The following is a 13,342-nucleotide window of genomic DNA, read 5'->3' on the forward strand; positions in this document are numbered from 1 at the left end:
GGTTTCGGCCTCGGTTTCAGCGTCGGCAGGGGATGGGGCGACGGGGACCGACGCCGACGCCTCGCCCTATGAGGGCGGTGCCGCCGATCGTGAGGCCGTGGCCAAGGGTATGCGGCTGCGGCGCATGTCCGAGCTGACCCTCAACGAGGCTGACGGCGTGACACCCGGCATCCCGGCTCGGCCGGGCAGGCCGAAGCACGACCCCCCGCGGATCGGCATCATGGGCGGTACGTTCGACCCCATCCACAACGGCCATTTGGTGGCCGCCTCCGAGGTGGCCTGGGTCTACGACCTCGACGAGGTCATTTTCGTGCCCACCGGGCGCCCGGTCTTCAAGCTCGACAAGGAGGTCACCAACGCCGAGGACCGGTATCTTATGACGGTGATCGCCACCGCGCCGAACCCCAAGTTCACGGTCTCACGCGTCGACATCGACCGTCCGGGCATCACCTACACGATCGACACGCTGCGTGACATCCGCGCCCAGTATCCGAGCGCCGAACTGTTCTTCATCACCGGCGCCGACGCCGTCACGGAGATCCTGCGCTGGAAAGACGTCGACCGCATGCGCGACTATGCGCACTTCGTCGCCGTGACCAGGCCGGGGTATTCCGATCCCGGAGCCATACGGCATGCCCCCGAGGGCATGGTGGATGCGTTGGAGATCCCCGCACTGGCCATCTCCTCGACCGATATCCGGCACCGCGCCAGCCTCAGCGAGCCGGTGTGGTACCTCGTACCGGACGGTGTGGTGCAGTACATCGCGAAGCACGGGCTGTACCGCCGCTGAGCGGCCGGGCCGTCGGACGATGGGGTGCGAGGACCGTCCGGCCGGTCTGCGCACCTGTCTAGTATGGGTGGAGTCCACTTCAACGAGAAACGTTTGGAGATATGGTGAGTGCAATCCTTGCGGGGAAGCCTGATAAAAACCTGATACTCGTCACCGGTAGGGTGCATCCGAAGCTGGCCGCGGATGTCGCGGCGCAGTTGGGTATCGATATCCTGAAGACCACGGCGTACGACTTCGCCAACGGGGAGATGTACGTGCGCTACACGCAATCGGTGCGTGGCGCGGACGTCTTCGTGTTGCAGAGCCATGCCGATCCCATCAACAAGGGCATCATGGAGCAGCTCATCATGATCGATGCGCTCAAGCGCGCGTCGGCACGCTCCATCACGGCGGTCTGCCCGTTGCTGGGCTATTCGCGTCAGGACAAGAAGCATCTGGGTCGTGAGCCCATCTCCTGTCGCCTGATCTTCGATCTGCTGCGTGCCGCCGGCGCGGACCGCATCATGAGCGTCGACCTGCACGCCGCGCAGTCGCAGGGTTTCTTCGACGGCCCGGTCGACCATCTCATCGCGATGCCGGTGCTGGTGGACTATATCCGTGACCGGTTCTCCGATCACCTCGACAACATCGCCGTGGTCTCGCCGGATGCCGGTCGCATCCGCGTGGCCGAGCAGTGGGCGGCGCGTCTGGGCGGCGGCCCCCTGGCCTTCGTGCACAAGACACGCGACATCACCCGCCCGAACCGCGCCGTGGCCAACCGCATCGTCGGTGACGTGTCCGGTAAGGACTGCGTCCTTGTCGACGACCTCATCGACACCGCCGGCACCATCGCCGGGGCCTGCACCGTCCTGCGCGAAAGCGGAGCGAAGTCCGTGACCGCGGTGGCCACGCACGGCGTGTTCTCCGGACCCGCCGTCGAAAGGCTCAAGGTCTGCGGCGCGCGCGAGATCGTCGTGACCGACACCGTGCCGATCGACGAATCGAAGCGTTGGGACGGCCTCACCGTGCTGTCCATCGCCCCCTTGCTGGCCAGCGCCATTCGTGCGGTCTTCGAGGATGGATCGGTGGCCGAGCTGTTCGACACCTATCCGGAACATCACGGGCAGGGCTTCCTCTTCGCGTGAGTCCGACGCCCCTCAGTCGAGGGGTATGGCATAATAAGCACTTGGCAGGTACGCCTGCCGATCCCCCATGGTGTAATGGCAGCACACGGGTCTTTGGAACCCTTTGTCTTGGTTCGAATCCAGGTGGGGGAACTGGTTATGGTTGCCCGGTCGCGGCGGCGCAGATCGTCGTCGGGCCGGCGCACGAGTCAGCCGAAGAATTGGAGATGGATTCGTATGGTGTTGTCCGCCGCAATTATTCTCGCCGCAGGTGATGGGGTGAGGATGCATTCCTCGAAACCCAAGGTGTTGCATGAGCTCGCCGGTAAACCATTCCTCGAGCGGGTCATGGATGCGGTGTCGCGGTTGGAGTCGGACAGGCTCGCCGTGGTCGTGCATCACCAGGCCGACCGCGTAGCCGAGGCCGCGCGTTCCTACGACGAGCATGTCGAGATCGTGCGGCAGGACGACATCCCCGGAACGGGTCGCGCCGTGCAATGCGCCATGCGGCAGTTGCTGGCCGATGGTACGTTGGACGGCCCGGTGCTGGTCACCGCAGCCGACATGCCGTTGCTGGACACCGAAACCCTGCGTAGCCTGCTGGAGTTCCATGAGCACAGCGGCAACGGCGCCACGGTGCTGACCACGACGCTTGACGATCCCACCGGGTACGGCAGGATCATCCGGGACGGCAAGGGCGGCGTGCTTCGGATCGTCGAACAGAAGGACGCCAACAGCAGCGAACTGTCCGTGCGCGAGGTGAACACCTCCGTCTACGTCTTCGACGCGAAGATCCTGGCCGGCGCCGTTTCGCAACTCGACTCCGACAATGCCCAAGGTGAGTTCTATCTCACCGACGCGCTGGAAAGCGCCCGCGAGGTCGGTCCCGTGGGCGCCTTCGCCGCCCCCGATCCATTGAGCGTGGAGGGGGTCAACGACCGTATCCAGCTCGCCGCATTGGCCGGGCAGCACAACCGCCGCGTCTGCGAGGATTGGATGCGCCGCGGCGTGACCATACTCGACGCCGCGACCACGTGGATCGGCGACGACGTCGAGCTTGCCCCCGATGTGACCGTCCTGCCGGGATGCTTCCTGCAAGGGCATACCGTGGTAGGCGAGCAGGCCGTGGTCGGCCCGTACACGACCCTTATCGACGCGGCGATCGACGAGGGCGCCCACGTCGAGCGGGCCCGCGTCGAGCTGACCCACATCGGCCGCGACGCGCAGATCGGTCCGTGGACCTACCTGCGGCCGGGCAACGATCTGGGCGAGGGCACCAAGGCCGGCGCATACGTCGAGATGAAGAAGTCGCATATCGGCAAGGGCACGAAGGTGCCGCATCTGAGCTATGTGGGCGATACGGTGCTCGGTGAGCACACCAACATCGGCGGCGGCACCATCACCGCCAACTACGACGGCGTCCACAAGAACCGCACCCTCATCGGCTCGCATGTCCATGTCGGCGCGGGCAACCTCTTCGTGGCCCCGGTCGAGGTGGGGGATAACGTCACCACGGGCGCCGGTTCGGTCGTCAGGCATGACACCCCCGATGACGCCATGGTCTATTCGGAGAATTCACAGCATATCGTCAAGGGCTGGAAGCCCGCTTGGGAGCGTTGATATATGACAGCCACACAGCAATCCATCGCATCGGTCCGCATCGCGGCCGCGGCGGCCGACCGTCTCAAGGCGGGCGATATCGCCGCCTATGACGTCACCGTCCCGGTGGCCATCACCGAGATCATGCTGGTCGTCACCGCTTCGAACGAGCGCCAGGTGCTCGCCGTGGCGCAGGAGATCGAGAAGGACCTCTATCTCAAGGACGGCCATCGTGAGCCTCTGGCCCGGGAGGGTCTGGAGGAGGCTCAGTGGGTGCTGTTGGACTTCGGCGATTTCGTCGTGCACGTGATGCACGAGGACGCGCGCGAATTCTATGCGCTCGACAGGCTCTGGGGTGACTGCCCCTCGATCGATCTCGAGCTGCCCGAGCACCCAGACGACGATGCCGATGCCGCCGTATCCGACGGGGATCGTGCCGAAGCCACCGCCCTCGACGCCCATGCCGAGTGACGCCGCATCGAACGCCCGCGGACCCGTGCGTCGTCACGCGCGTTCCATCACCCTGATCCGTCACGGACGCACGGCCTACAATCTGGCGGGGCGCATCCAGGGCGGCATCGACATACCGCTCGATGAGGTGGGGCGCTGGCAGGTGCATGAGACCGCCGAAGTGTTGAGGAACCTCTATGTCAGGCGTCGGCCGGACGCGACACCGCTCGTCGTGAGTTCGGATCTGGGTCGGGCGATGGAGACCGCCCATGCGTTCGCCGATCCCCTCGGCCTTGCGGTGCATCCGGACCAGCGCATGCGCGAGCGTGATTTCGGAGACTGGGAGGGCATGTCCGCCGACGAACTGTCCGAACGATATCCCGAGGATTTCAGCGCCTGGATGCGTATGCGCGGCGGCGAACTGCGGCACGGCGCCGAAACGAAACGGCATGTCGGCATGCGTGGCGTGGAAGGGCTGAGGCAATGGTCCGCCGACGCCGGACCCGACACCGATCTCTTCGTGTTCGCCCACGGGGCGTGGATCGCCGAGACCGTCCAGACCATGCTCGGACTCGACAGGATCTCGGGGGAGATGCCCGGCATGCTTTCGATGCGCAACGCCCACTGGGCCAGACTGGTCCCGCTCGACGGCCGAGGATGGGGCACGCCTGCGGACCAATCGTTCGAACGGGTCGACACCATCTGGCGTCTGATGGACTACAACCACGGTCCCGCGATCGCCGACACCCCGGAATGGGAGCGAACCTCGCTGTAGATTCATGTGGCTCCACGATGATTGTCCGAGTGCCGGGCATCGTCAACGACGCATGGATACGATGAAGGCCGGAACCCCGTCATTCGCGGTTCCGGCCTTCATCGATAGGAATGGCTGATAGCGGTGACGCTATGACGTCAGTTCTTCTCGATCGTGGTGCCGGCCTTGGCTCCGGCCGACAGATCCTGGACCTCGGTGATCTCGAGGACGGGTACGCACGCGGGCTTCTTGGTGCCCTCCTGCTCGGCGACCTTGACGCGGGCCTCGTAGATGGCGTCATCGGTGTGCAGCGTCACATTGCCGCGGAACCGATAGCCCTTCTTCTCCGCGAGATTGGCGCCGGCCACGACCAGCGGGCTGCCGTTCTTCAGATTCTCGTAATGCTGGCCGGCGGTGCGCTCGTGATAGGCGAGATGCGAGTCGTCGAGCACGAACATCGACATTTTCGGGCCGAGATCAAGCTGGCCGTCCTTGCCAACGGTGGCAATCCAGCACAGGTTGTTCTCCACGAACTTCTTCATATCATCGGTAAGAGCTACCATGTCATACTTCCTTTCAACAGTTGGACACAGTGCCAGCATAGTCCCGGCGGGGGCCGGATGGGCGCTGTTCACTCACGGAAAGCACGCGTGTGATTTTCATCACGCGCCGGGGCGTCGGCGAGACGGAGATCCGTACCCGAGCCGTCTCGCCGAGCGGCCATACCACTCGGTGTCGTCCCGACTCAATGCCGTCTGCCCCGCCGTTGGCGCTGTCCGCCGAGTATGGACCCAGCGTGTCTGCCAAGGCGTGGGTCTATCGTGGTCACGTTCGACAGGAATCGGGCAGCAGAGAAGACGAGTATGGCGGCGCATGCCGCGCAGCCACGGGAAGTGACCGAACATGGCCGAGAATCCGCATTCCACACGAGGCCGCCGCGGCGGCGTCCGGCATCGTGACGCTGGCGGACGGGCGGTGTTCCACATGCCCGCATTGCCCGCGCGCAAGGGGTTGCAAGGGTTGCGCAGCCGAATGTCGCGCACGTTCCCGCCGAATCTCGCCCGACTCATGCTCCTGTGCTGCGCGGCTCTATGGGGCGGCAGCTATCTCATGGCCAAACGTGCCATGACGCAGATACCACCGCAATGGCTGATGGCGGTGCGCATGATCGGCGCCTGCCTGATCATGCTCGCCCTGTTCCACCGCAGCATCCTGCATGCGATGAGCCGGCGCATCATCGTGCCCGCGCTGATCGTGGGCGTGACCTATTACGGTACGATGTGCCTGCAGATGATTGGCCTCAAGACCATCGATCCCGGCCGCAGCGCGTTCCTCAGCGCCGTGTATTGCGTCCTCGTCCCCTTTGCCACATGGATGATTCTGGGCAGACGGCCAGGCATGCTCAATGTGGTCGCCGGCGTGATCTGCATGATGGGGGTGGGCTTCGTCGCACTGCGCACCGGGACGGGCTCCATGGCCCTGTCCTCCGGCGATATGCTCACATTGCTGTGCGGGGTGGTGTGTTCGGTCAATCTCGTCTACCTCGGTCACTACGCCCGGAGCATCAATCCCATCGCGTTGACGTTCGTGCAATTCGCCGTGGCCGGCGTGCTGTTCGTCATCTCGGCGTTGCTCACCGAGCCGATGCCCAACGCCTCGTGGGGGACGCCTGTGGTGATATGGAGCCTGCTCTATCTCGTGGTCGGAGCCACCACCGCCGCCCAGATCATGCAGAACATCGGCCTCGCGCACGTCCCCGCCTCGAGCGCGGCGATCATCATGTGCACCGAAAGCCTGTTTTCGGTGTCCTTCTCGGTGCTGGCCGGGGTCGAGACCCTGGGGTGGAACGCCTTGGTCGGTTTCGCATTGATCTTCACGGCGGTCGTCCTGTCCGTCATAGCGCCCCGCGCCGCCTCCCGACGCATAGTCCCGACGTCCTCCCAGTGAGGATTCTTGTGAGGATTCTTGTAAGGATTCGGCGGTGTTCGCGCAACGCTCAGGTTCCACGCGACTTGTGCGATTAGTCTCGGGCATGTGAAGAATTTTTTCAAAGGCATCTCCTTCTCCCAGATAGGCGCAGGCGCGCTCGCGGCGGTGACATCGTTCCTACTGTCGGCCCGCATCGGTCTTGCCGGGTCCGTGATCGGCGTCGCGATCGGTTCCATCGTCTCGGCCATATCCTCGCAGATCTATCAGAACGTGCTCAAGGCGTCATCGAAGAAGATTCAGGCGGCCACGCCGTTCATGGACTCCGGTCAGACCGGCTCAGGTGCCCCGGCGCATACGGGCGGTGATACGGGGGCCCGGATCGCCGGTGCCGCCGGGGAAGAGCGGTCGGTCGGCGATACGTCGGTTATGCCGTCGGTTGGTGAGGGCATCGGTGAGACCACCGCCGTCAAGGCCGCCCCGGTCGACGGTGCGCCGGCAGTGGGGGAGGGCAACGCTCCTCGCGTGGTTGCCTCGGACGGCACCATCGACCCCGATGCCGTGGTGCACCAGGGTGTTCGTATCGATGAGGATGGCGCTGCGCACGTCAAGGCCCCAGAGATCGACACCACCTCGCCGGAGGCTCGCAAACGCAAGAAGATCGCCCTGATCATCTCCATCGTGAGCGCGCTGGTGGCCGTGCTCATCACCGCATTGGTCATCACGTTGGCCACGCGCGGCAAGGGCACCGACAGCGTGGTGCGGGACTGGGCGTCGACCTCCGTGCGCCGTCCGGCGCCCTCGCGGACGCCGTCCACCGACGTTCCGTCCACGCCGTCCACCACGGCTCCCAGCAGCTCGCCCAGTGCCGGTTCGGGGTCCTCGCAGGGTTCGGAGAACTCGGGGAATACCTCGGGGGACACCGGATCGACGAACGGTTCAGGCAACGGTTCGGGCACTTCGGGTGGGTCGGGCACGACGAATGGTTCGGGATCCGGGACCGATTCGAATTCGAAGGGCACGGATTCGCACAGCGACACCACCGGTGGCGGGTCCGGTACCTCCGGATCGGGGCAAGGCTCCGATTCGTCGCAGGGTTCGGGCAGCGGTTCCGTTGACGATGGTTCGGGAACCGGGTCGAGGAAGTCAAACGATGGCACCTCGGGTTCGGGCGGCGGCACCGGTGATTCCGGTTCGTCCACAGGCCAGGGCAGCGGCGCGTCGGGATCCGACGGACAGTGATTGCGCAGCGAACGACACGCCGTCTTGCCCATTCTGGCCTCGTGTTGTAACCTATCAAAGGTTCAAATACAGAGCCGATGGTCACATACGGGGCTATGGCGCAGCTGGTAGCGCATCTCCATGGCATGGAGGGGGTCGGGAGTTCGAATCTCCCTAGCTCCACGTATGAAAGGGTCGTCCCGAAAGGGACGGCCCTTTTTCGTTGGTATGACGCGATTCCGGTGGATGTGTCGCGTTTCGTATGATGCTCCGCGGGCCCGGGGCAGGGGCAATAAGTGTGTCCTTGTGGCAGTCGGTGGGGTTGTAGGTCATAAAGTGTGTCCTTGTGTCAGTCGGTTTCGTTTGGATATCGAGTGGCTGTGTGGAATTCGTTCCAGTCGATGCCGGTGCCGTACCGGTTCGGGATGCCATAGGTCTCCCAGGTTCCCTGAGTTATAGGCAACGAGTGTGTCCGGTTGTGGGTGGCTGGCATTGTGCCGTGTGGTTTTCGGCAGCTTGAGCGGTCCATCGCCCCCCCCGCGCACACCACATCGGGCGGGCGATTCGTGTCGTGTCATGGGGTGCACGCACCCGGCGGCGGTTCCCCGCCTGACCACATACCAGTCGATCACATATCCGCCGGGGACGGCGATCAGCACCACGGCATCACGGTGCAGGTGGATGCGTCCACATGCGCCAGGTGGTGAATCTGGGTGGACCGTTCACTTTGTGTAGTCTTTTCACGAAGCCTGGGCAAACTGAGAAACCGGGAACGGCCATATACCGCCAATTTACGCGACTGCGGCAAATCGGGCATCGGCGGACTCCGCGCTATTTACTACACAAAGTGAGACAGGGCGCCAAAGGCGAGGTATTCGGGTTATGGGCTTATGGGGTCATAGGCGCGAAGGCATGCGGAATATCGCGGTTGTGGGGCGTGCGGTGTGTCCGGTTGCGGATTGGTGTGTCCGCAGGATGGAAAGTCAAGTCTCGTGCCCGTCAGACAAGTCAGGGGATAGCGAAAAACAACCGCGGAATATGGCCCCTCGTTTTTCGTATCGCCCGACTTGTCTATGCGAATCGTTGACTTGTGTCATTGAATCGGCGACTTGTGCCATTGAATCGTTGACTTGCGTCACCGGATCGGCGACTTTGATGCATGAATGGTCTACTGGTATGCGCGAATCGTCGACCCTGGTTGGTCAATCGTCGACTTGTGTAGGGGCGGCGTCCGACGGCACGCGACGGCACACGACGGCACACGGCGGCACCTGACGACGCCCTACGGCACGCGACGGCGCGGCCGTAGGGACGCCGGTTCGCTACCATGGGTGACGTCTTATCAGCCCCCACCCCGCATTGTCGGGAAAGGAACCATTCCCCATGGATTACTCACTGGCGGTCAAACTGTCCGCCGAACTCGTCGGCACCGCATTCCTCATGGTCTTCGGCAACGGCGCCGTCGCGAACGTCGAACTCAAGGGGACCAAGGGGTTCCATTCCGGTTGGCTGACCATTGCCATGGGATACGGTTTCGGCGTCATGTTCCCCGTCATGATGTTCGGTGCCGTGTCCGGCGCCCACATCAACCCCGCCATGACACTGGCGCAGGCCGTCGTGGGCATGTTCCCCTGGGGTGAGGTCCTGCCGTACATCCTCGCCCAGCTCGTCGGCGCGGCCGTCGGGCAGCTCATCGTGTACGCCACGTACTACCCGCATTACCGCGACACGCAGGATGCCGAGGCGATCTTCGCCAGCTTCTCGACCACCGACGCGGAGAACTCGCGGAGCAACTACTTCCTCAACGAGTTCTTCGGCACCCTGATTCTCGTGCTCGGGGCGCTGTGCTCCCTGTCGCTGCCCTGGGGCATGAAGAACCCCGGTGCGGCCTCCATCGTCGTCGGTTTCATCGTGTGGGGACTGGTGACCTCACTCGGCGGCCCGACCGGTCCGGGACTCAATCCCGCCCGTGATCTGGTGCCGCGGGTGCTGCACCAGATCCTGCCGATCTCCCATAAGGGCGGATCGCGTTGGAACGAAGCCTGGATCCCCGTGGTGGCGCCCATCGTCGGCGCCATCGTCGGCGCGGTCCTGTTCCGCTGGTTGTTCGCCTGACGTTCCCTGCGATCCCGGTCTGACGTCCGCGGGGCAGCGGGCAGTGGGTGGTGGTCGGCCTCGCCGCCCCGAGGCGGCGCCGTCATGTCGGGAGGAAGGAAGATTCGATGCTCGATACGTTGTGGTCGTTGGTGGTGCTGTTCATCCCCACGCTCTTCTGGGGCTTGGTGTTCCTCATATCGTTCCGCAGGGAACCGCGACAGTTCCGCAACACGATATGGTTCGCGCTGTTCGTCCTGACGGCAGTGGGAACGCTGACGCTGCTCGCGCTGAGTCTGTCCGCACCGAGCGAACCGGTGCAGGTCGCCCTGCTCATCGCGCTCGTCGTACTGGCCATCCTCGCGCCCGCGGCCGTGATCCTCTTCCTGCTAATCAATGCCGTCATCGTGATCAGACGCGAGGGGTTGTCGCCATCCACGGCGTTGCCGGGCCTGTTGGGTCTCGGGCTGCTCGCGATCCTGGTTCTCGACTACCTGGTGTTGCGCGGCGGCACGTCGCGCTGGCTGACCTATCTCATGGTGCTCGCGACGTTGGAGATGCTATGGATGGTCTTCACGTTCGCGGCGCTGCTCCTGTACTCCACGTTCTACCGGATGCTGCCCAGGAAACGACGGTACGACTACATCATCATCCACGGTGCCGGATTGCAGGGGGAGCGGCCCACACCCCTGCTGCAGGGGCGGTTGGACAAGGCCGTCCAGCTGTGGGAACGCCAGGGTCGGTTCGGCGCGCTCATCGCCTCGGGCGGCAAGGGGGACGACGAGGCCATCAGCGAATCCGAAGCCATGCGCCGGTATCTCAGGGATACCCACGGCGTGCCGGACGACGCCATACTCACCGAGGACCGCTCCACCACCACCTTCGAGAACCTCACGTTTTCCAAGGAGATCATGGACGCGTTGAACGGCACCGGACGCAAGGCGTACCGTGCCGCGCTCGTCACCAGCGACTACCACGTGTTCCGCGCGTGCGAATACGCCCACCGGATCCGGCTCAACGCCGATGGCGTCGGCAGTCGCACGAGCGGGTACTACTGGCCCGCCGCGTTCATCAGGGAGTTCATCGCCATCAGCCGCTCGCACTGGTGGCCGTACGCCGTCATCGCCCTGCCCGTGCTGATCGTCGCCTTGGCGCGGTGAGCCCCGGTCGGTATTCTCCCGTTCGTTCCGGCCGTCACCGGGTACGAGGGGTACAGGGGTCCACGGGTCCGATACCATGGCTAGGTACGGTGCATGGATACGTGCGCCATTCGCGTATGCCCGTCTAGGGCACGATGTGGGTTGAGGAGTCAATCATGATCGATGACGTCATCATGCTCAGGCACGGGAGGACATCATTCAATCTCGCCCGGCGGATGCAGGGGCAGATCGATGTCCCGCTCGACATCGTCGGGCAGTGGCAGGTGGATCAGAGCGCCTATGCGATGGCGAGACGATATTACTGGGCCAAGGTGTTCGCCATCGCCGACGAGCCGGGCCTCCTGCGTCATCCCGGGCCAGGTGCCGCCAAGGACAGCGATATCGAGGAGTATCGGCAGGCTCCGGCCGCCCAGCGGGCCATGCGCGTGGTCTGTTCCGATCTTTTTCGTGCCCAGCAGACCGCCCATGCCTTCGCCGACATCATGGGCCTGCCCGTGACGCTTGACCCGCGCCTGCGTGAACGCAGCTTCGGGGAGTGGGAGGGCATGACCCGCGAGGAGATCCGCGCGAAGGATCCCGCCGACTACGCCTCATGGAAGGCGCATACCGGGGGAGAGCTCGCGCACGGCGTGGAAAGTCGCCAGGCCGTGGGGGCACGTGGGGTCGCGGCCGTCGAATCGTTGGTGCGGGCGTCGTTCGACGATCCGACTCCCACGACGCTGTTGCTGGTGGGTCATGGTTCGTGGATCGTCGCGACCATCACCGGTCTCATGGGGATGGACCCCGATGGGTTGAATTCGCTCGACGCCATGCGCAACGCCTTCTGGTCCGAACTCACGCCGCGATACGGCGGCGGGGCCGCGGGCCCCATCCATTGGCAGCTCGGCGTGTATAACCACGGCCCCGAACTCGCCGATGAGGTCGATTGGGAGAACGGTCCCGCCGAACTGAGGCGTCCGGGGATGGCGCTGTGGAAACCCATCGAGGTCAGCGCCTGAGTACTGTGCGTCGGGAGTGCACGGCGCTCGCGGGATGGCGCTTCGTCGGGGCAGGGATTATCCTTGATACGGTTCACGCGACGCGATACGCGTCGACCAAGCCTCGCTGCGGGGCGGCCGGCGTCGCCATCGGGCGGGCAAACAGGCCATGCAGGGCACAGGACAATAACCATCAAGGCGAGGGGCGGGTGATACGACATGCTGCGGATGTTCAATACCATCAATGACAAGGTGGAGCGGGTCGACACACCACAGAACGGCTCATGGTTGTGCCTGTCGGAACCGACGGACGTCGAATTGGCCACGGTCTCCCAGCAGACGGGCATCGATCTGGCGGATTTGCGCGCCCCGTTGGATGACGAGGAACGCTCGCGCGTGGACGTCGAGGACGACTACACGATGATCATCGTGGACATCCCCACCGTCGAGGAACGCGGCGGCCGGGACTGGTATGAGACCATCCCGTTGTCCATCATCCTGACCCAGCACCTCATCATCACCGTATGCATGCAGGACACCGCCGTGCTCCACCCCTTCATGGAGGGAACGATCCGTGGGTTCAACACGTACATGAAGTCGCGCTTCATCCTGCAGATCCTCTACCGCAACGCCACGATGTACCTGCGCTACCTGCGCATCATCGACCGCGAAAGCGACCGGCTCGAACTCAAACTGCGTCATTCCATGCAGAACCGCGAGATCCTCATGCTGCTCGAGCTGAGTAAGACCTTGGTCTACTTCACGACCAGCCTGAAATCGAACGAGATCGTCATGGAGAAGCTCAATTCACTCACCCGGTTCAAGCAGTACCCGGAGGACGAGGACCTGCTCGACGATGTCATCACCGAGAACAAGCAGGCCATCGAGATGGCGAACATCTACAGCGGCGTCCTTGCGAACATGACGGACGCCTTCGCCTCGATCGTGTCGAACAACCTGAACAACGTGATGCGCATCTTCACCATCATCTCCATCACGCTGTCGATCCCGACGCTGATCTTCTCGATGTACGGCATGAACTTCCAATCCGGCATGTCCGGCATGCCGTTCACCGACAGCCGATGGGGCTTCCTGGTCGTCGTCGTCATCTCGATCCTGCTCTCCATCGTCGTGACCTGGTTCCTCACCCGTTCGCGCCTGTTCAAGTAGCGGTCGTGGCGGATATGGCGGGGCGCAGGCGACCGGGTCGGTTCGGGCGGCGGTGTGCGGCGGCGATCGCCGTCTTGGCGCTCGCCGGATCGCTTGCG

At 64.0% G+C, this 13,342-nt stretch carries 12 protein-coding genes and 2 tRNA genes; 13 read left to right on the forward strand and 1 reads right to left on the reverse strand.

What is annotated here, in order from left to right; genetic code table 11:
• The first annotated feature begins 109 nt into the window (after positions 1 to 109).
• The 6 genes from nadD (at position 110) to BMON_RS08770 (ending at position 4,717) form a co-directional block, all read left to right on the forward strand.
• A complete protein-coding gene (gene nadD / locus BMON_RS08745) occupies positions 110 to 790 on the forward strand; it encodes a nicotinate-nucleotide adenylyltransferase (protein ID WP_051918047.1) in 681 nt (226 codons plus the stop codon).
• A gap of 101 nt (positions 791 to 891) precedes the next feature.
• Positions 892 to 1,914, forward strand: a complete 1,023-nt coding sequence (locus BMON_RS08750; protein ID WP_033512045.1) for a ribose-phosphate diphosphokinase — start codon at positions 892 to 894, stop codon at positions 1,912 to 1,914.
• 61 nt (positions 1,915 to 1,975) lie between these two features.
• A tRNA-Gln gene (locus BMON_RS08755) sits at positions 1,976 to 2,046 on the forward strand.
• 84 nt (positions 2,047 to 2,130) lie between these two features.
• A complete protein-coding gene (gene glmU, locus BMON_RS08760; protein ID WP_033512046.1) occupies positions 2,131 to 3,513 on the forward strand; it encodes a bifunctional UDP-N-acetylglucosamine diphosphorylase/glucosamine-1-phosphate N-acetyltransferase GlmU in 1,383 nt (460 codons plus the stop codon).
• 3 nt (positions 3,514 to 3,516) lie between these two features.
• Positions 3,517 to 3,963, forward strand: a complete 447-nt coding sequence (rsfS, locus tag BMON_RS08765) for a ribosome silencing factor (RefSeq protein ID WP_051918046.1) — start codon at positions 3,517 to 3,519, stop codon at positions 3,961 to 3,963.
• Complete coding sequence (locus BMON_RS08770; protein WP_033512048.1) at positions 3,953 to 4,717, forward strand: histidine phosphatase family protein; 765 nt, start codon at positions 3,953 to 3,955, stop codon at positions 4,715 to 4,717. The genes rsfS and BMON_RS08770 overlap by 11 nt, the downstream gene beginning before the upstream one ends.
• Before the next feature lie 137 nt (positions 4,718 to 4,854).
• Here BMON_RS08770 and BMON_RS08775 read toward each other — a convergent pair whose 3' ends face one another.
• Entirely contained in the window at positions 4,855 to 5,259 is a 405-nt protein-coding gene (locus BMON_RS08775; RefSeq protein ID WP_033512049.1) for a pyridoxamine 5'-phosphate oxidase family protein, read from the reverse strand.
• A gap of 421 nt (positions 5,260 to 5,680) precedes the next feature.
• Between BMON_RS08775 and BMON_RS08780 the strand changes: the two genes are divergently transcribed.
• From BMON_RS08780 to BMON_RS08810, 7 genes are all read left to right on the forward strand, one after another.
• Positions 5,681 to 6,643: a DMT family transporter gene (locus BMON_RS08780; RefSeq protein WP_337588756.1), complete on the forward strand. Its 963-nt coding sequence runs from the start codon at positions 5,681 to 5,683 to the stop codon at positions 6,641 to 6,643.
• A gap of 87 nt (positions 6,644 to 6,730) precedes the next feature.
• Entirely contained in the window at positions 6,731 to 7,864 is a 1,134-nt protein-coding gene (locus BMON_RS08785; RefSeq protein ID WP_033512050.1) for a hypothetical protein, read from the forward strand.
• 89 nt (positions 7,865 to 7,953) lie between these two features.
• Positions 7,954 to 8,026 (forward strand) — tRNA-Ala (locus BMON_RS08790).
• A gap of 1,200 nt (positions 8,027 to 9,226) precedes the next feature.
• Positions 9,227 to 9,958, forward strand: a complete 732-nt coding sequence (locus tag BMON_RS08795; protein ID WP_033512052.1) for an MIP/aquaporin family protein — start codon at positions 9,227 to 9,229, stop codon at positions 9,956 to 9,958.
• A gap of 107 nt (positions 9,959 to 10,065) precedes the next feature.
• Positions 10,066 to 11,097 (forward strand): YdcF family protein, encoded by a 1,032-nt coding sequence (locus BMON_RS08800; RefSeq protein WP_033512053.1) that lies wholly within the window; start codon positions 10,066 to 10,068, stop codon positions 11,095 to 11,097.
• Positions 11,098 to 11,252: 155 nt separating this feature from the next.
• Positions 11,253 to 12,095 (forward strand): histidine phosphatase family protein, encoded by an 843-nt coding sequence (locus tag BMON_RS08805; RefSeq protein WP_033512055.1) that lies wholly within the window; start codon positions 11,253 to 11,255, stop codon positions 12,093 to 12,095.
• 198 nt (positions 12,096 to 12,293) lie between these two features.
• Entirely contained in the window at positions 12,294 to 13,244 is a 951-nt protein-coding gene (locus BMON_RS08810) for a magnesium transporter CorA family protein (protein ID WP_033512057.1), read from the forward strand.
• Positions 13,245 to 13,342: the final 98 nt, after the last annotated feature.

The organism is Bifidobacterium mongoliense DSM 21395 (assembly GCF_000741285.1).
Taxonomy (GTDB): domain Bacteria; phylum Actinomycetota; class Actinomycetes; order Actinomycetales; family Bifidobacteriaceae; genus Bifidobacterium; species Bifidobacterium mongoliense.